The following is a 16,871-nucleotide window of genomic DNA, read 5'->3' on the forward strand; positions in this document are numbered from 1 at the left end:
AGTTCGGGCGACGAACTGAACGAATAAAGCCTTCGAAGAAGGTCCGCTGCATCGGCTGAGGCCGAAGACGCCGCGCCGCTGAGACCGAAAGCGAAGGGTGTTATCATCAACTGGCGCCTGGTCAGGGTCATCGCGACTCCACGCGCGTAGAACATTGGCTGGCGACGGCTGGCTATGGTCCGTCTAGACCGGAATGGCGAACCATTGCAAGCCATTGGAGCGCCTTCGCGCCGCTTGCGCAAGGAAAGCGTCGCCGCTACCGTCCGACGGCTGACGACCGCCAGCCTCGCCCACGGAGATGCAGAATGACCCAGACCCCCGAGCCCGCGCCAGAGGATTTCCAGTTGCTCAGCCGCGACAAGCTACGCTACGGCGACACGGACCGGCAGGGTCACGTCAACAACGCGGTGTTCTCCACGCTTCTGGAGACGGGGCGTGTGGAGCTGCTGTTCGATGCTGCCTCTCCCCTGCGCGAAGATGGCGCCTCATACGTCATCGCGCGGTTGGAACTGGACTTCCGGGCGGAATTGCGCTGGCCCGGAGAGGTGCAGATAGGCACGTCCGTAGCTCGTGTGGGGCGGAGCTCGCTCACCCTCCGGCAGGCGATCTTCCACGATGGACGCTGCGTGGCGACGGGCATTTCCGTTCTGGTGTTGATGGATGACGAAACGCGCCGGTCCCGCCCGATTTCGGAAGCGGCGCTGGCCTATCTTCAATCCGTCGCTGCCTGACCAGCGCGGCCTGCGACAGTTTGTCAGCCCATGAGCAGGGAATGTTTCGCCCCGTGACTCCGTATATGGAGCACGATGACCCGCAAGACCGACCCGATCCTTGACGATCTCCCCGCGCTCCGCCGCTATGCCCTGACCCTTTCCCGCGATGAGGGAGAGGCTGAAGACCTCGTACAGGAAGCGTTGCTGAGAGGGCATGAGGCACGCGGTACGCTCCGGGCAGGCGGCAATATCCGTGGTTGGCTGTTCGGCATCCTGCACAACGTCTTCGTCGATCGCTACCGCAGCCGGACGGCGGAAGCGCGCCGGATCGTGGCAACCAGTCTTGCCGCGCCGCAAAGCGCGGAGGCACCGCAGGAAGCCGTTGTTCGCCTGTCGCAGATCCGCGCGGCCTTTCTCGATCTTCCGCAGGACCAGCGCGAAGCACTGCACCTCGTCGCGATCGAGGGGCTCAGCTATGCGGAGGCCGCCGACATCGCGGGGGTTCCGATCGGCACCATCATGTCGCGCATTTCCCGCGCCCGCGCCCGACTCCGGGAATTCGAGGAAGGGCCCGCGCGACCGGCGCTCCAGGTTGTTGGAGGGCGTAATGCCCGCGGCTGATCAGGTGACACAGGTCGATCTCGACGCCTATGTGGATGACCAGCTCGACCTTTGGCAACGCGCGCGGGTGGAGCAGTGGCTCGCAGCGCGCCCGGATGCCGCCGCGCGGGTGATGGCCGATTTGCGCATCCGCGACGAACTCCGCCTCGCAACGGCCGTACCGGCTGGCGAAAACCGAAGGACGGGCCGGGCCGCAGGGAAGCTCGCACGGGGTATCGCTCGTGATCGCAATCTTCGCCGGGCGCTGCGCCTCTTGCCTGCCTGCGCACTGATCGTTGTGGGTTGGGTGGCGCATACGGGGATCCGACCTCTGTCGGCTTCCGTGCCGCCGCCGGCCGTCGTGGAAGCTGCCCTTGCAGCACGCGATGCGGGCAACCTGCGCCTTTCCATGCCGTCACAACCGCCGTTCCAGCACATGGACCGTGAGGGAATCCGCGCCGCCACCGGCATCATCCTGCCGCTCTACGACAGCGGCTGGACCCTCCGGGACGCGCAGATCTTTCCCTCCCCGCAGGGACCGGGTGTGGAAATCACCTTCGACACCGAAGACATGGGTCGCCTCCATGTCTTCGCCGCGCGCCCGGGTGGCTTTGCCGTCACTCTGCCAGCGTCCGAACAGCGGGGCGGCATCGCCATCGTCTGGTTCCAGATCGGCGAGACAGCGCATGTCCTGCTCGCCGAAACGGATACCGAACGGCTGCGTGTCGCAGCGGAGCGGCTGTCCAGAACCCTCTATTGACCAACAGGAGTATCCCATGAACGACAGTTATCGCGGGCGGAGCGCCGGCTTCGCGCCCGCGGCGGCAAACGCTGCCGCCTTCGACGCGGGTCTGCGGGCGCATATGCTGCGCGTTTACAACTACATGGGCATCGGCCTCGTGCTTACCGCAGCGGTGGCGATGCTGGTGGCCTCCGTACCGGCGCTCTATGTTCCCATCTTCTCCACCCCCTTGAAATGGGTGGTGATGTTTGCGCCGCTGGCGTTCATCTTCTTTTTCTCCTTCCGCATCGAGGCCATCAGCGCGAGCACGGCGCAGACTCTTTTCTGGGCCTTCTGCGCGGTCATGGGGCTGTCGCTCGCCTCCGTATTCCTCGTGTTTACCGGCGTATCGATCGGGCGCGCGTTCTTTGGTGCGGCGGCCATGTTCGGAGCGATGAGCCTCTACGGTTACACGACCCGGCGCGACCTGACCCAAATGGGCAGCTTCCTGTTCATGGGCCTGATCGGCGTGGTTCTCGCCAGCGTCATCAATATCTTTCTTGGCTCCTCGGCCCTGCAGTTCGCGGTCTCCGTCATCGGCATCATTGTGTTTGTCGGGCTGACCGCCTGGGACACGCAGAACATCAAGCTGCAATACGCCGAGCATCATGACAGCGAAACGCAGGGCAAATTGGCCGTGATGGGCGCGCTGTCGCTTTATCTGAACTTCGTCAACATCTTCCAGCTCCTGCTGAGCCTTACCGGCGAGCGGGAGGAATAACCGAAAGGACATCGGCTCTCATGGATCACAACGACAAACAGGCGATCACGGGCCTTTTCGGCAAGCTCGCGGATGTGGAGCGTCAATCTCCCCAGCGTGACAGAGAGGCGGAAGCCTTCATCGCGCAGCAGGTCGCCCGTCAGCCCGGTGCACCCTATTATCTCGCCCAGACAGTTGTCGTACAGGAGCAGGCGCTGAACGCTGCAGAGGCACGGATTGCCGATCTGGAGGCGCAGGTCCATGCGGCGCGGCAAGGCCAGGGCGGTTTTCTCTCGCGTCTTCTGGGCGGGCCCGGCGCTCAGCCCCGGCCCCGTCAGCCGGCCGGCCAATCCCTGGGTCAACCTGCGCCGGGCATGGCGCAACCCGGCCGGAGCGGCGGCTTTCTGGGCGGTGCGGCGCAGACAGCAATGGGCGTCGCGGGCGGCATGATGCTTGCCAATGCCATAGGCGGCATGTTCGCAGGCTCTGCAGAGGCAGGCGAAAGCCCTGACGAGCCCGCGGACATGGGGTTTGACGACGGCGGAGACTGGGAGGAGTTCTGATCTCTCTCTCGCGGGGTGGGCAATCCACCCCGCACTGTCAAACCGTGGCGTTGGCCTGTGCAGCCGTGCCGCTCATGATCCCCGCGATTGTGAAGCCGCCATCGACGGCGAGCGTCTGCCCCGTGACATAACCCGAACGGCTGGCGTCCAGAAGAAACAGCGCCGCCTGCGCGATGTCCTCAGGAACACCATAGCGTCGCATCGGAACAGTGGAGATCCATGTCTCTCTGACCTCCGGCGTATGCACCTCGCGGACCATGGGCGTTTCGATGGGACCGGGCGCGATCACGTTCACCCGGATGCCGAGCGGCGCAAGTTCAACCGCCATCACCCTGCTCATGGTGATGACAGCTCCCTTGGATGCGCCATAGGCCACCCGCCCCTCATTCCCCTTTATACCCGAGACGGAGGCCACGTTCACAATGGCGCCGCCCCGCCCCCGCATGACCCGCGCGGCTTCCCGTGCCATCAGGAAGGATCCGACCACGTTCACGTCAAGTATGCGGCGGAACAATCCCGGGTCGGTCTGCATGATCGCCACGTCCCGCGCGATACCCGCCGAATTGACCAGCCCGGTGATGGGGCCCAGTTCCTCTTCCAGCCGCGCAACGGTTTCCACCACGCGGTCCTCATCGGCCACGTCGAGCGCGACGGCGCGGGCCCGGGTATTGTCGAGCCTGCCGGCAAGACGGTCGAGCGGCCCACCTGCCAGGTCGATCGCCACGACCCGCCAATTCTCCGCCAACGCGGCCTCCACGACTGAAAGACCAATGCCGGATGCCCCGCCGGTGACCAGAACCATGCCCTTTTCCGGAATAGCGTCGTTCATTGATCCTCCAGGTTTTCTACCAATATTTCAAAGGTTACTCCGACGATATTCTCACCTTTGGTGAGCTTTCCGGAATGGACATGACCCTCTACATCGACAAGAGACACCGCAAGCAAACAGACACCGTCCACGATATCCCCCGCATCGACACGGGCCTCGGTTGCAACGCAGTCCACCTGCCTGCCATCAGTGAACACCGGATCGCAGATGGACCCGATCCCATGGACACGACCGCGACGCAGACCGTGCGCCGCCGCGACCTGTTCAATTGCCGTCACCACGTCCTCACCGGGGCGAAGACGAAGCAGGAGGGAGCTCCCGCTACCACCACCTACAGCCGAAAAGAGCGTGAAATTCGTCTCCTCATCCGGCAGCGCCTCGAACCAGGCTGCGGGTGCGCCCAATCCACGAATAGTGACTGAATTCGCAACCCGGCTTTCGAGGGGTAAAAGATGTCCCATCGCGATCGTCCCGTCCTCCATCTGCCATTCGCCGTGGCAGTGAAGAAAGCGAGCACCATCCCGCCAGCCGACGACGGCGACACACGATCCAAGTGTCACCCGCCCGGAAGGTGCATGGGTCTTGCTGTAATAGGCCGCGTGAACCCCATCGGTAGAAAGCGCGGGCAGGACGTAGCGGAACGGGTCCGCCGTTATTCCGTCGAGCCAGATGACGCCGCCCATGCAGCCTGCCGCGTCGAAGATGCGCGCGACTTCGTCCATCAGAACGCGGCCCGCCACCAGATCGCTTTCCAGCGGCTGAAGCCGGGTCGGGACAGCCTGCCGTCGATCAGCCGCGGGGGTGCCGGGATGCCGCAGCCCTTGACGCAGCTCTGTCATGCCAGATGCCTTTCCAGCTCCGGCATGCCGCGGCGCTCAATCTCCTCCCGCACCAGCTTCTTGGTGATCTTGCCATAGGCGGATTTCGGTAGCTCCTCCCAGAACAGAAAGCGCTTGGGCATATTGTAGCGCGCTATGCGTCCGTCGAGATGGGCGGCAAGCTCTCCCTCTGTCACCGTGGCATCGACCACGCAGACCGCAACGCCAACCTCCCCCCAAAGGGGGTCCGGCAGACCCAGAACCGCCACTTCCCGCACCGCAGGATGGATGAGAAGCTTCTCCTCTATCTCACGCGGATAGACGTTGGAGCCGCCGGAGATATACATGTCCGACGCGCGCCCGGTTATGTAGAGGAACCCCTGCTCATCGACATGGCCGAGGTCGCCGGTCCGGAACCACCCGTCCCGAAACGACTTGGCGTTCGCATCCGGATTTTCCCAGTAACCCGCGAACACGGCGGGTCCGATCACGCAGATCTCTCCCGTCTCGAAGGGCTGAAGCGGCCGGCCGTCGTCGCCCTGAATCTGCAACTCCATCCCGGTCCGTTCAAATCCGCAGGTGGCAAGACGAACATCCGGCCCGTCCTCCGCCGCATGCAGCCGATTGGGAAGCACGGTGATCGCGCCGGTCACCTCGCCAAGACCGAAGTACTGCACAAGCACAGGACCAAGAGCGGCCAGTGCACGCTTCTGATCCTCACGATACATGGGCGCGCCCGCGTAGATCACGTAGCGGAGGGATCGGTGATCGAAACGCTCGACACTCTCATGCTCCACCATCAGCTTCAGGATAGTTGGAACAGTGAAGATCGTGGAGATATGCCAGCGCTCAACCAGATCCCACGCGGTCGCGACATCGAAACGCTCGGAAGGCATGAGCACTGTCTTGACGCCCCGCGCCACCTGGGTGAGCTGATGCACCCCCGCGCCATGGCTCAGCGGCGCCACCACGAGAGACGCGTCCTCGGGCGTCAAACCCGGCATCAGGTCAGCCAGATGGTTGGTCACCACAAAAGCCATCTGGCCATGCGTCAGCACAGACGCCTTGGGCCTTCCGGTTGTTCCCGAAGTAAAGAAGAACCAGCAAGGATCATCGCGGTCCACCGCCACGGGTTGCGGCTTTCTCCCCAGAAAATCCGCCACAATGGCGTCGTAGGAGGGGCCGAATGCCGCATCACCGATGGCGATTGTCAGACCCATGCGGGTGCAGGCAGCCGCGTGCTCCGGGAATGTGGCATTGCATATCAATGCCTTGGCCCCCGAACTCTCCGCCAGAAACGCGACCTCTTCCGGGGTCTGCCGGAAGTTGGTTGGAACATAGATCGCACCGATGCGGAAACAGGCGAACATCGTTTCGAACATCTGGTTGCAGTTCTGCGACTGGACGAGAACACGGTCGCCCTTGGTGATGCCGTAGCTCTGCAACGCGGCCGCCATGGCGTCGATACGGGCTTCGAACTCCGTCCAAGTCCAGACGCTCTCACGCCAGACGATAGCAATGTCTTCCGGCGCGCGACGGGCGTTCTGGCTGACGAAGGTCGCGAGGTTCATCACCCGTGTCGAACAGGGTTTCATTTCACGCGCTCCAGAATGGAAACATAGTTGGCCACCGCAGCGCCACCCATGTTGAACACGCCGGCCAGTTCCGCTCCCGGCACCTGCATGTCGCCAGCCTCACCCATCAATTGCATGGCAGCCATCACATGCTGGGAAACGCCGGTCGCGCCGATCGGATGCCCGCGGGACTTCAATCCGCCGGACGGGTTCACGGGCAGGTCGCCCTCCATCCGGGTGCGCCCTTCGCGGATGACCTTCCAGCCTTCGCCCGGCGCGGCAAGGCCCATGATCTCATATTCGATCATCTCGGCCATGGTGAAGCAATCATGCGTCTCCACGAGATCCAGATCGCCGATACCAAGGCCCGCATTCGCCAGAGCCCCCGCCCAGGCACGACGCCCACCCTCAAAGGCGATGGGATTCCGGCGGGAAAGCGCGAGAATATCGTTCGCCTGAACACGGGAGCGGAAGCCGATGGCACGTTGCAGAGAGGCCGCAGTCTCGGCATCCGCCAGCACGAGGGCCGCCGCCCCATCGGAAACGAGCGAGCAATCCGTCCGCCGCAGCGGCCCGGCGACATAGGGGTTCTTGTCCGAGACGGTATTGCAGAAGGCGAGACCGAAATCCTTCTGCATATGGGCATAGGGATTGTTCATGCCATTCGCATGGTTCTTTGCCGCGATCATGGCCAGCTCCTCGGAGCGGTCGCCATTCTGCTGGAAATAATGGTTGGCGATCTGCCCGAAGATGCCGGCGAAACCGCCCTCGACCCCGCTTTCCTCCTCACGGTAGCAGGCGGTCAGCAGGACATCGCCGACATCCGCCGTCGGTATGCCCGTCATCTTTTCCGCACCGACGACGAGTGCCACGCGCCCTCTGCCCGCGGCGATGAAGTCCATGGCCGCGTGAAGGGCTGCGGAACCCGTTGCGCAGGCGTTCTCACATCTCACCGCCGGAACATGCGTAAGTTCAGGCAACCCCATTGCAACAAGGGAACCTTGAAAATCCTGACGTTGGAAGCCATTGTTAAAGCTTCCTACAAAGATCCCATCTACGCTCCCGGCAGGCAGGCCCGCGTGGGCAAGCGCGGGGGCAGTGACTTCCGCCATCAGCGCCATGGTGTCCTTTGCCTCGGACTTCCCGAACTTTGTGTGCGCCCAGCCGACGATCATCGGATCTGCCATCACTTCCTTCCTTCCTCCGTGCCCCCTTGCGGAGCAAAAACCTTTTGCAATCGAGCCTCTATTGCCGTTGCCTCACGCGCCAGAAGAGCGGCCAACTCTTCCTGACGCTGCGGGCCTAACCTGCTATCCACTGCAGCTATGGAAATCGCGCCCGCAACTTCACCATCGGGCAGGCGGATCGCCCGGCCGATCCCCCAGGACGAACTGACGAACAGGCCCGGATTGAGCGCATGCCCCGCCTTGACGGTCGTCTCCACATCCAGCCGGACCTGATCGGCGGAGTAGCTGCCGATCAAGGCGTATTCATGTGCCATCTGCGCGATGATCGCGTCCCGTTCCTGCTCCGGCAGGGCCGCCAGAATGGCCATCGCGCCGGCGCCCACTCCGAGCGGATGCTGATCGCCGACCTGCAGCGCATGAGTACGGACAGGATGAGAGCCTTCCTGCCGGTGCAGGCAAAGCGCGTAACTGCCTTGCCGGACAGTCAGGAAACTGGTGTCTCCCGTTTCCTCCGAAAGACGCCGGAGCGCGTCCATGGAATGGGCGAGCAGCCCATGCCGCCGACCCGCCAGAATCCCCAGCACATAGAGCTCCGGCCCCAGCGTGTATTTACGACTTGCCGGATCCTGATCTACCAGCCGGGCACGCATGAGCGCCATCAGCAGGCGCCGGGCTGTCGGCTTGTTCAGGCCGCTTGCTCCGACGATCTGTGACAGACTGGCACCGCTGTCGCCGTTGCGACCCACGAGCGACAGCAGTGCCAGCGCCCGTTCCACCGATTGAGCGCCGGTAACCTGTGTTTCGGCAAAGGGACCGGGCTGGTTCATGATCAGCCGAGGGTCAGCCCTGTCGCCTTCTCCAGGATCGACCAGGCCTCGTCACCAAACTTGCCATGCCACTCCTTGTAGAAGCCCGCGTCCAGAAGTTTCTGTTGGAAAGCAGCCGGATCGACAGAGTTGAATACCATTCCGTGCGCTTCAAGTTCTCCTTGAAGAGAGGTATTCAACGTCATGATATCTTTTCGCTGATCAAGAGCGGAGGCATTGAAGTTCCGCGCGACGATCTCTTTCAGGTCATCCGGCAGAGCACCCCAGGCACGCCGCCCCGACAGCATCCAGAATCCGTCCCACATATGGTTTGTCATCGAGACGAATTTCTGCACTTCGAACAGCTTGAAGTTCGACAGGATCGCCAGAGGGTTCTCCTGCCCGTCCACAATGCCGGTCTGAAGCGCTGTATATACCTCAGCGAAGTTGATGGAGGCGGGAGCGGAGCCGAAGGCCGAGAACATGGATGTCCAGAGTGGGCTGACCGGAACCCGGATCTTGAACCCTTCCAGATCCGCAGGTGATGCGATCGGCTTGGTCGAGCTGGAAATCTGCCGGAAGCCATTGTCGTAGATCCGGTCAAAGGCGTACAGACCCTTCGCCTCAATCTCCTTGCGCACATAGGCACCCAGATCGCCGTCCATTGCCGCCCAGACGGCGTCATAATCCTTGAAGGCGAAGCCGATGCCGTTCAGCGAAGCATTCGGCACAAAAGTGGAGAGGATAAGCGGCGAGAGCATGAAGAATTCGACCCCCCCGGAACGGAGCTGACCTAATACTTCCGTGTCGCCCCCGAGTTGGCTCTGCGGAAACACGTTGATTTCCATGCGGCCACCCGATTCCTCGCGGATCTTCGCGATCGCCTCCGCCACACGGACGTTGGAAGGATGCGACAGCGGCTGATTGTTCGCGAGCTTGTAAGTGTACTCTGCAGCCATTGCGGGGTGGACCCGAATAAAGGGCGCGGCCAGCGCACCTGCGGATGCGCCGATGATCAGCGAACGACGGCTGAGGGTCATGGGTCTCCTCCCTGAGACATGACGAAGTGTTATGCCTTCAGAGGAAGGCGAGCGAAAACCAGGGGACCGCGGCGATGATGACCAGTCCGATGAACAGCGCGCCCAGATAGGGCCAGATCGCGCCCATCGCGGCATCGGGGGGCACGTTGCCGATCTTGCAGGCGAGATAGAAGCCGATCCCGATGGGGGGTGCCATCAGGCCAAGATTCATCGCGACGACAATCACCATCGAATAATGGATGTCATTGATGCCAAGAGCCCGGGCCATCGGGAACATGATAGGCGCCATGAGCACGATCGCCGGAATCCCCTCAAGAAAACAGCCAAGAACAAGGAAGATCGCGATCGTGACCGCCATGAAGGTGAAAGTTCCGCCTGGCAGGTCGGACACCGTGCGCAGCAACTGCCCCGCGAACCCCGACTGGGTCAGCGCCCAGGCCATCGCAGAGGCCGTGCCGAGGATGAGCAGGATCGCACCGGAAAGCGCGGCCGTCTCCACCAGCATCGTTCCCATCCGCCGGAGTGGGATGCCACCGTAGAGCACCATGCCGATGAACGCCGCATAAACCACGGCAACAGTGGACACTTCCGTCGCCGTGGCGATCCCGCCGCCCACGAACCAGCGGATCAGGAATGGCAGCGTCAACGCCGGCGCCGCAATCAGCAGCGTGTTCCACATCATGCGAAGCGGAACACGGCGCGCATGGGTCATATCCTCTCCCCGCGCCTGCCAGCGGGCGAGCAGCGCCAGCACAACAAGCAGCACCATCGCGATCGCGAAACCGGAGGTAAACAATCCGGCGATGGAAACGCCAGCCGCAGAGCCCAGCACGATCAGTACGATGGAAGGCGGGACTGTATCCGCCATGGCGGCACCGGTGGCGAGCAGGGCGATCATGTTGGACGGTTTATGGCCCCGCCGCTTCATCTCCGGGAAAAGCGCAGGCGCCACCGTGGCCATGTCCGACACTTTCGAACCGGAAATACCAGAAACCAGAAACAGCGACCCAAGCAGGACATATGACATGCCCGCCTTTACATGACCGAGCAGCGAGGCAAGGAACTCCACGATAGCCCTGCCCATGCCCGTCGCATCCAGAATGCAGCCGAGCAACACGAACACGGGAACAGAAAGCAGGATGAGCGCCGACATCCCTTCGTCGATGCGCCCGATCATGACGAAAACCGGCACATTCGTCGCGAACGTCAGGTAGGCCAGTGTGCCCAGCCCGAAGCAGAACGCGATGGGCACACCCATGACCAGCAGCGTTCCCACGCCAAGCGCAAGGAACAGCGGCAAATTCCAATTGCCAAAACCCAACAAGACGGGCCGGGCGAGCCAGAGCACGCCCACCAGAAGGGCAATCGAGACCGCTGCCATGAGAAGCGGTTTCAGCCGCGTCTCCCGCACCGCCTGCACAAGAGCGAGGAGAGCCATGAGCACCATGCCGGCAGGCAACGCCGCCGCGCGATACGTCATCGGAAGTTCCAGCGCGGGCGAGGTGATGTAGCTTTCCTCGTAGGCGTATTCAAAAGCGGTGGGCAGCAAGGCCACGAGAAACGTCACAACCAGCAGGAGCGCGAGGCCGTTCACGAATTCCTGGACGCGCGCGGGAAAAAGCGCCACGAACACCCCGAGCCGCATATGCTCATGACGATCGATCGCCAGCGCAGCGCCCAGCATGGCAAGCCACAGGAAGCTCATGGACGCGATTTCGTCAGCCCAGATGATCGGGCGCGCGAAAACGTAGCGCGAGGCGACGTTGGTGAGGATCATTGTAATCATCGCCACCAGCAATGCCGCGGCGATCACTTCTACCGGCCGCATCCAGCGCGAGCCGGGATGTGACGCCTCCAGCTGAGCGAGTTCCTCAGCGGGAATCGCTTCATAGGCCATTGTCATGGCTCCCCTCCCCCAATGGCGGCTCCTCTCCGCCGGATGGTGCGGCCTTGCGCCGCTACGCCAAGCGCGACCCTCCCAGATACACACTCGACATCCATATAGTGGACCAGATTCAGGTCTCACCACGCTACACTGTCGCGACTCGACGTTAGATGCAATGGATCCTTATGGATTTAGGTGATTTTCTTGCATATGAGATCCACATTGTGGAATAATCGATCACTGAACCACGCCAGCCATCGTACAGGACTGCCCGCCGTCCACAGGAAGCTCAACTCCGGTGATGAATTTAGCCTGATCGGAAGCAAGGAAGACCGACGCCCATGCGATGTCCCAGCCGTCTCCTTGGCGTTTCATTGGAACCATCGCGTCCCGCGTGCGCCGCATGTCTTCCACATCCGCATGATAACCGCCGATCTGCTTGATAACATGCGGCGTGTCGATCAGGCCGGGAAGGATGACGTTCGCCCGGATACCCTGAGCCGCATATTCAATGGCAATGCTTCGCGTCAGCTGATTCAATCCGGCCTTGGAGGCGCAATAAGACACGTACGGATAACCCGTCCACCTTATCGAGGCGAGCGAGGAGACATTCACGATGGCACCCCCTCCCTGCCGAACCATCTGAGGAAGAACCGCCTTGCACGTCAGGAACACGGACGTGAGGTTGACATCGAACACGCGCCTCCAGCTTTCTTCCGTTGCCTCCGCGACCCCCCCGGGCAGGTTCATGCCGACGTTGTTGTGCAAAACGTCGATGCGTCCCCACCGATCCGCCATGTTTTGCACAACGGCATCAATCTGCGCGGCGCAGGTCACATCCGCTGACTGGGCGAGCGCCTCACCACCCTCCGACCGGATGATGGCGGCGGTCGCTTCTGCAGATGCTGCATCGATATCGACGCAGGCGACCCGACCTCCCTCACGCGCATAGGCGACCGCGGCCGCCTTGCCATTTCCCCAGCCATCTCCGACCGACCCCGCGCCAAAGACCAGCACGGCCTTTTCCCTCATTCGTGCCACTGTTCCCCCCAAGGACCACATAGTCCCCGCCCTCTCCCCGGGGCAGGGCGAGAGTGGCGCTCCGTTGCCAAACTGTCAAACCAGCGTGAAGGTTGAAACCGGCCAAACCCTGCTCTGAATGAGAAGAATTTCGGCTTGTTCTCGGCGCTTATTTGCCGATCTAGCAAGCGTGCGATTGCCTTTACCCAGGCTTCGCTCACGCGCGCGCTCACGTTCCATCACAACACAGGGAACCAAAATCTGGGCTTTTGGTTGTAAAATCGAGGCCTCCGCGCTAAATGTAGGGGCATCTGACATATCGGTGATCATTCGCAAGTGGGGCAACGCGGCCTTTCCGCTCTGCCACAAAAGGCATTTTCATGTCGCCCCGGGACGCGAGAAAACAGCAAGGAGAGGCATGCAAGCCAAACTGAGTGTAAAGAACGTCAGCAAGATTTTTGGCGACAAATCGGAGGAGGCACGCGCGCTCCTTCAGAACGGCGCCACCAAGCAGGACATCCTCGAAGCAACCGGCGCCACAGTCGGCGTGAGGGACGCGACGTTTGACGTGGCCGAGGGCGAAATCTTCGTCATCATGGGGCTTTCAGGCTCCGGCAAGTCTACCCTTGTACGGATGCTGAACGGGCTGATCCCGGCCACCTCGGGAAGCATCCTGATCGACGGCGACGACATTGCATCCGCCTCCCCCAAGGAGCTCCGCCGCATCCGTCGCGACAAGATCGCGATGGTATTCCAGCATTTCAGCCTGTTTCCCCACTGGACTGTCGCCCAGAACGTTGCCTACGGGCTGAAGGTGAAGGGCGTTGACGCCGCGACGCGTGATATTGAAGCCCGGGAGGTGCTCGACCGTGTGGGCCTCGGCGCTTGGGCGGATGCTCTCCCCTCGGATCTTTCCGGTGGCATGCAGCAACGCGTGGGGATCGCACGGGGCCTGGCATCCGGACCAGAGATTCTGCTGATGGACGAGCCGTTTGGCGCGCTCGACCCGCTCATTCGACGCGAGATGCAGGAAGAGCTGGTCCAGTTGCAGCGCAAAATGCGCAAAACCATCGTCTTCATTACCCACGACCTGAACGAGGCGATGATGCTCGGCGACCGCATCGCCATCATGAAGGACGGTGCCATCGTGCAGATTGGCACGGCGCAAGAGATCGTGACCTCTCCGGCCGACGACTACGTCGCAGCCTTTGTCGCGGATATCGACCGGGGCCGGGTCTTTACCGTGGAAGACATATCCCTCCGCCCTGCGGCGATCCAGCTCGGCCGTCACACCGCCGCCGCCGCGCTCAAGAAGATGGAAGAGAGCGAAGCCGGCGCGCTTCATGTGCTCGACGGCGACCGGATCGTCGGCATCGTCACCTATCGCGATCTCGCGGCGATCGTTTCGCGCAAGGGCGAAGGCGCTGGAGCGGTGCTTGAGGCGATGCGGGAGGATTTCCCCTCCGTAGACACGAAATCGGCGCTTGCGGATGTGTATGAGGCTGCGGGCAGCGGTCTTCCCGTTGCGGTGACGGACCGCCATGACCGTCTTGTCGGTGTCGTCGAACCCAAGGACGTGCTGGCCCAGCTTGCCACCGCCAAAACCGAAACAAACGGGGAGGCCGCCAATGAGCCCCGCTGATATTGCAACGCTACCTTTCGATGAGTGGGTGAACGGATTTGTCCGGGGCTGGCTTGTCCCCAATTTCCGCACTTTCTTCCGGGCGGCACAGACTCCGATCACGAGCGTTCTGAACGGTCTGAACGGCTTCTTGCTGGCGGTCCCCATGCTTGTGATGATGCTGGGGTTTGCGGCCGCGGCCTGGCGTTACGCCGGCAAGGGCATGGCGATCTTCGTGATCGTCGGGTTTTCCTTCATCGACATGATCGGCCTCTGGCCGCAGACGATGACGACGCTCGCCATGATCCTGACTTCGGTCTTCTTCTGCGCGATCATCGGGATTCCGGCGGGTATCCTTGCCGCACGCTCCGACATCGCGTGGAAGATCATGCGGCCCGTGCTGGACGTGATGCAGACGATCCCGTCCTTCGTCTATCTCGTGCCCATCGTGATGCTTTTCGGTGTCGGCATGACGCCCGGCATCATCGCGACGATCATCTTTGCCCTGCCGCCCATCGTGCGGCTGACCAATCTGGGCATCCGCAACGTCCGGGCTGATCTGATCGAAGCCGCACAGGCCTTCGGCTCCACGAGCTGGCAGATGCTCTGGGATCTCCAGCTTCCCATGGCGATGCGGACGATCATGGCAGGCCTGAACCAGACATTGATGATGGCGCTTTCCATGGTGGTCATTGCCGCGCTGATCGGGGGCGGTGGTCTCGGGCTTGTTGTGAATACGGGCCTCGGGCGGCTGGATGTCGGCTCAGCCACTGCAGGCGGTGCGGCCATCGTGATCCTCGCCATCACGCTCGACCGTATCACGCAAGGTCTGGCGGATGAAAACGGGGGGCGCCGTGTTTCCCTATTCCAGACGCTGAAAGGCTTCTTCGGGGCCGGATCCACCGCATCTGTGTCCGAACCCGCCCGTGAACCGAAAATCGGTTGATCGAAACGGCGGTCCTTGCAGGACCGCCTCTCCCTTCCCATAGAACAGAAAGGAGACGACCTATGTCCCGTCTCAAATCTTCTCTTGCCACCACGCTTTCCGTCGCCGCTCTGGTGCTCGGCGCCCCCGCCGCAATGGCGCAGGATCGACCCGGTGAAGGCGTTTCCTATATTATGGCCCAGCCGAGTTGGGATACCGGCTGGTTCCATACCGAGATCGTGAAGCAACTCATGGCCGAACTGGGTTTCAGCGCGGGTGCGACGATGACGCTCGACAACCCCGCCTTTTATCAGTCCGTTGCCTATGGCGATGTGACCATGTGGGTCGATGGCTGGTTCCCCGGCCACGATATCTATCGCCCCGTGTTCGAAGGTCAGGCCGAGACGATCGGCGCCATTGCAAAGGGTGGCGCCCTCGAAGGCTATCTGGTGGACAAGGCCTCGGCCGAGAAATTCGACATCAAGACGCTGGATGATTTCAAACGGCCGGAAGTGCAGGAAGCCTTTGACCGGAATGGTGACGGGAAGGCAGACATGGTTGCCTGCCCCCCCGGATGGGCGTGCGAAACCAATATCGAGCACCACATGAAGGCCTATGACCTGCTCGACCACGTCAACCCGATCAAGGCGGGCTATGCCGCGGCGATGGCCGATGCAATCGCCTCGTATCAGGCTGGCGAGCCGATCTTCTTCTACACTTGGACACCCAACTGGACCATCGACCAGCTCAAGCCCGGCGAGGATGTCGTCTGGATCGAAGTTCCGCGTATCGATCTGCCGGAAAATCTCATGCCGCTGGCGGATAATGCCGTTCAGCCCGACATCGAAGGCTGCGTGGCGAATCCGTGCATGCTGGGTTTCCCTGCGAACGACATCGTTTCCGTTGCCAATACGGAGTTCCTCGACGCCAACCCTTCGGCGCGGGCACTTCTGGAAGCAGTGGAGATTCCCCTTGCAGACATGTCGTCGCAGAACGCCAAGATGAATGCTGGTGACCGCAACATCGAAGCACATGCGGCGGCGTGGATCGAAGCAAACCGCGAACTCGTGGATGGTTGGATGGAGCGGGCGCGCGCTGCGGCCACTCAGTAATCTCCACGAAAGAAGAACGCCGCCCTTCCGGGCGGCGTTCTGGTATTACGCGGAAGCGACCTTCTGCGGTATCTCGGGTTGCGCGCTCGCACCGATTCCCGCCAGATAACGCCCGGTGATATAGCCAAATGCCATTGCCGGTCCCAAGGTGATCCCAGCTCCGGGATAATTGCCGCCCATGATCGAAGCCCGATCATTGCCGACTGCGAACAGGCCGGGGATCACCTGCCCCTGACGATTCAGGACTTCCCCCGGCACGGTAGTTTCGAGCCCATCGAAAGTGCCAAGATCACCCATCTCCAGCTTCACAGCGTAGTATGGCCCATCCCCCACCGGCGCTACCGCCGGGTTGGGCTTGTTGTCCGGATCGGCGAGATAGCGGTTGAAAGCCGTGCTCCCCCGTCCGAACTGACGATCCTCGCCAACGCGCGCGCCGATGTTGTAGTCCGCCACGGTTTTCTCCAGCCCCGCTGGGTCGATGCCGCAGGCATTGGCCAGCTCGGCGAGCGTCTTGCCCTTCTTCAGATATCCGCTGCGGATCCAGGAGCCGAGCGGCATCGGTGCAGGCTTCGCATGGCCAAGGCCGTATTTGCGTATTGCCCGGTGATCGCAAATGAGCCATGCCGCGCCTTCTCCGGAAGCGCCCATGGCAGCCCCGACGTCATGATCCACCATCCGCCAACTGGTCGAGCATTCG

17 protein-coding genes are annotated in these 16,871 nt (G+C 62.1%); 8 read left to right on the forward strand and 9 right to left on the reverse strand.

Annotated features, from left to right (window positions below; genetic code table 11):
• Nucleotides 1-305 precede the first annotated feature (305 nt).
• The 5 genes from CG51_RS17660 (at nucleotide 306) to CG51_RS17680 (ending at nucleotide 3,357) form a co-directional block, all read left to right on the forward strand.
• Nucleotides 306-731 carry an acyl-CoA thioesterase gene (locus tag CG51_RS17660; RefSeq protein ID WP_035747267.1) on the forward strand — a complete coding sequence of 142 codons (426 nt, stop codon included), beginning with the start codon at nucleotides 306-308 and terminating at the stop codon, nucleotides 729-731.
• A gap of 75 nt (nucleotides 732-806) precedes the next feature.
• Nucleotides 807-1,334, forward strand: coding sequence for a sigma-70 family RNA polymerase sigma factor (locus CG51_RS17665; RefSeq protein ID WP_035747269.1), 528 nt, complete (start codon nucleotides 807-809; stop codon nucleotides 1,332-1,334).
• A complete protein-coding gene (locus CG51_RS17670; protein WP_035747270.1) occupies nucleotides 1,321-2,073 on the forward strand; it encodes an anti-sigma factor family protein in 753 nt (250 codons plus the stop codon). Before CG51_RS17665 ends, CG51_RS17670 begins: the two co-directional genes overlap by 14 nt.
• Nucleotides 2,074-2,089: 16 nt before the next feature.
• The gene (locus CG51_RS17675; protein WP_035747272.1) at nucleotides 2,090-2,815 is read left to right on the forward strand and encodes a Bax inhibitor-1/YccA family protein; all 726 of its coding nucleotides are present in this window, start codon (nucleotides 2,090-2,092) and stop codon (nucleotides 2,813-2,815) included.
• A 20-nt stretch (nucleotides 2,816-2,835) separates the two neighbouring features.
• On the forward strand, nucleotides 2,836-3,357 hold the full coding sequence (locus CG51_RS17680; RefSeq protein WP_035747274.1) for a DUF2076 domain-containing protein: 522 nt from the start codon (nucleotides 2,836-2,838) through the stop codon (nucleotides 3,355-3,357).
• Between the two features lie 37 nt (nucleotides 3,358-3,394).
• On the opposite strand, the gene CG51_RS17685 is transcribed toward CG51_RS17680, so the two are convergent.
• The 8 genes from CG51_RS17685 to CG51_RS17720 form a co-directional block, all read right to left on the reverse strand.
• The gene (locus CG51_RS17685; RefSeq protein WP_035747276.1) at nucleotides 3,395-4,186 is read right to left on the reverse strand and encodes an SDR family NAD(P)-dependent oxidoreductase; all 792 of its coding nucleotides are present in this window, start codon (nucleotides 4,184-4,186) and stop codon (nucleotides 3,395-3,397) included.
• Nucleotides 4,183-5,025: a PCC domain-containing protein gene (locus CG51_RS17690; protein ID WP_035747278.1), complete on the reverse strand. Its 843-nt coding sequence runs from the start codon at nucleotides 5,023-5,025 to the stop codon at nucleotides 4,183-4,185. Before CG51_RS17690 ends, CG51_RS17685 begins: the two co-directional genes overlap by 4 nt.
• On the reverse strand, nucleotides 5,022-6,599 hold the full coding sequence (locus CG51_RS17695) for an acyl-CoA synthetase (RefSeq protein ID WP_035747279.1): 1,578 nt from the start codon (nucleotides 6,597-6,599) through the stop codon (nucleotides 5,022-5,024). Before CG51_RS17695 ends, CG51_RS17690 begins: the two co-directional genes overlap by 4 nt.
• The gene (locus CG51_RS17700; RefSeq protein WP_035747280.1) at nucleotides 6,596-7,765 is read right to left on the reverse strand and encodes an acetyl-CoA acetyltransferase; all 1,170 of its coding nucleotides are present in this window, start codon (nucleotides 7,763-7,765) and stop codon (nucleotides 6,596-6,598) included. The genes CG51_RS17695 and CG51_RS17700 overlap by 4 nt, the downstream gene beginning before the upstream one ends.
• Nucleotides 7,765-8,592: an IclR family transcriptional regulator gene (locus tag CG51_RS17705; RefSeq protein ID WP_035747281.1), complete on the reverse strand. Its 828-nt coding sequence runs from the start codon at nucleotides 8,590-8,592 to the stop codon at nucleotides 7,765-7,767. The genes CG51_RS17700 and CG51_RS17705 overlap by 1 nt, the downstream gene beginning before the upstream one ends.
• 2 nt (nucleotides 8,593-8,594) lie before the next feature.
• Nucleotides 8,595-9,611, reverse strand: a complete 1,017-nt coding sequence (locus CG51_RS17710) for a TRAP transporter substrate-binding protein (RefSeq protein ID WP_035747282.1) — start codon at nucleotides 9,609-9,611, stop codon at nucleotides 8,595-8,597.
• Nucleotides 9,612-9,648: 37 nt separating this feature from the next.
• Nucleotides 9,649-11,514: a TRAP transporter large permease gene (locus tag CG51_RS17715; RefSeq protein ID WP_035747284.1), complete on the reverse strand. Its 1,866-nt coding sequence runs from the start codon at nucleotides 11,512-11,514 to the stop codon at nucleotides 9,649-9,651.
• 219 nt (nucleotides 11,515-11,733) lie between these two features.
• Nucleotides 11,734-12,528 carry an SDR family NAD(P)-dependent oxidoreductase gene (locus tag CG51_RS17720; protein WP_198947671.1) on the reverse strand — a complete coding sequence of 265 codons (795 nt, stop codon included), beginning with the start codon at nucleotides 12,526-12,528 and terminating at the stop codon, nucleotides 11,734-11,736.
• A 406-nt stretch (nucleotides 12,529-12,934) separates the two neighbouring features.
• On the opposite strand from CG51_RS17720, the gene CG51_RS17725 reads away from it, so the two are divergent.
• The 3 genes from CG51_RS17725 to proX all read left to right on the forward strand — a co-directional run bounded on the left by CG51_RS17725 (nucleotide 12,935) and on the right by proX (nucleotide 16,174).
• Nucleotides 12,935-14,158: a quaternary amine ABC transporter ATP-binding protein gene (locus CG51_RS17725; RefSeq protein ID WP_035747288.1), complete on the forward strand. Its 1,224-nt coding sequence runs from the start codon at nucleotides 12,935-12,937 to the stop codon at nucleotides 14,156-14,158.
• Nucleotides 14,145-15,083: an ABC transporter permease gene (locus tag CG51_RS17730; RefSeq protein ID WP_035747290.1), complete on the forward strand. Its 939-nt coding sequence runs from the start codon at nucleotides 14,145-14,147 to the stop codon at nucleotides 15,081-15,083. The genes CG51_RS17725 and CG51_RS17730 overlap by 14 nt, the downstream gene beginning before the upstream one ends.
• A 62-nt stretch (nucleotides 15,084-15,145) precedes the next feature.
• The gene (gene proX, locus CG51_RS17735; RefSeq protein WP_035747291.1) at nucleotides 15,146-16,174 is read left to right on the forward strand and encodes a glycine betaine/L-proline ABC transporter substrate-binding protein ProX; all 1,029 of its coding nucleotides are present in this window, start codon (nucleotides 15,146-15,148) and stop codon (nucleotides 16,172-16,174) included.
• Between the two features lie 45 nt (nucleotides 16,175-16,219).
• Here proX and CG51_RS17740 read toward each other — a convergent pair.
• On the reverse strand, nucleotides 16,220-16,871 hold a 652-nt coding region (locus CG51_RS17740; protein WP_035747293.1), incomplete at its 5' end, for an FAD-binding protein.

Origin of the sequence: Haematobacter missouriensis (genome assembly GCF_000740775.1) — a bacterium.
In the GTDB taxonomy this organism is placed as follows: Bacteria; Pseudomonadota; Alphaproteobacteria; order Rhodobacterales; family Rhodobacteraceae; genus Haematobacter; species Haematobacter missouriensis.

Coding starts and splice junctions, on each gene's coding strand:
- CG51_RS17660 (WP_035747267.1), top strand. CDS start 306: ATGACCCAGACCCCCGAGCCCGCGCCAGAGGATTTCCAGTTGCTCAGC.
- CG51_RS17665 (WP_035747269.1), top strand. CDS start 807: ATGACCCGCAAGACCGACCCGATCCTTGACGATCTCCCCGCGCTCCGC.
- CG51_RS17670 (WP_035747270.1), top strand. CDS start 1,321: ATGCCCGCGGCTGATCAGGTGACACAGGTCGATCTCGACGCCTATGTG.
- CG51_RS17675 (WP_035747272.1), top strand. CDS start 2,090: ATGAACGACAGTTATCGCGGGCGGAGCGCCGGCTTCGCGCCCGCGGCG.
- CG51_RS17680 (WP_035747274.1), top strand. CDS start 2,836: ATGGATCACAACGACAAACAGGCGATCACGGGCCTTTTCGGCAAGCTC.
- CG51_RS17685 (WP_035747276.1), bottom strand. CDS start 4,186: ATGAACGACGCTATTCCGGAAAAGGGCATGGTTCTGGTCACCGGCGGG.
- CG51_RS17690 (WP_035747278.1), bottom strand. CDS start 5,025: ATGACAGAGCTGCGTCAAGGGCTGCGGCATCCCGGCACCCCCGCGGCT.
- CG51_RS17695 (WP_035747279.1), bottom strand. CDS start 6,599: ATGAAACCCTGTTCGACACGGGTGATGAACCTCGCGACCTTCGTCAGC.
- CG51_RS17700 (WP_035747280.1), bottom strand. CDS start 7,765: ATGGCAGATCCGATGATCGTCGGCTGGGCGCACACAAAGTTCGGGAAG.
- CG51_RS17705 (WP_035747281.1), bottom strand. CDS start 8,592: ATGAACCAGCCCGGTCCCTTTGCCGAAACACAGGTTACCGGCGCTCAA.
- CG51_RS17710 (WP_035747282.1), bottom strand. CDS start 9,611: ATGACCCTCAGCCGTCGTTCGCTGATCATCGGCGCATCCGCAGGTGCG.
- CG51_RS17715 (WP_035747284.1), bottom strand. CDS start 11,514: ATGACAATGGCCTATGAAGCGATTCCCGCTGAGGAACTCGCTCAGCTG.
- CG51_RS17720 (WP_198947671.1), bottom strand. CDS start 12,528: ATGAGGGAAAAGGCCGTGCTGGTCTTTGGCGCGGGGTCGGTCGGAGAT.
- CG51_RS17725 (WP_035747288.1), top strand. CDS start 12,935: ATGCAAGCCAAACTGAGTGTAAAGAACGTCAGCAAGATTTTTGGCGAC.
- CG51_RS17730 (WP_035747290.1), top strand. CDS start 14,145: ATGAGCCCCGCTGATATTGCAACGCTACCTTTCGATGAGTGGGTGAAC.
- proX (WP_035747291.1), top strand. CDS start 15,146: ATGTCCCGTCTCAAATCTTCTCTTGCCACCACGCTTTCCGTCGCCGCT.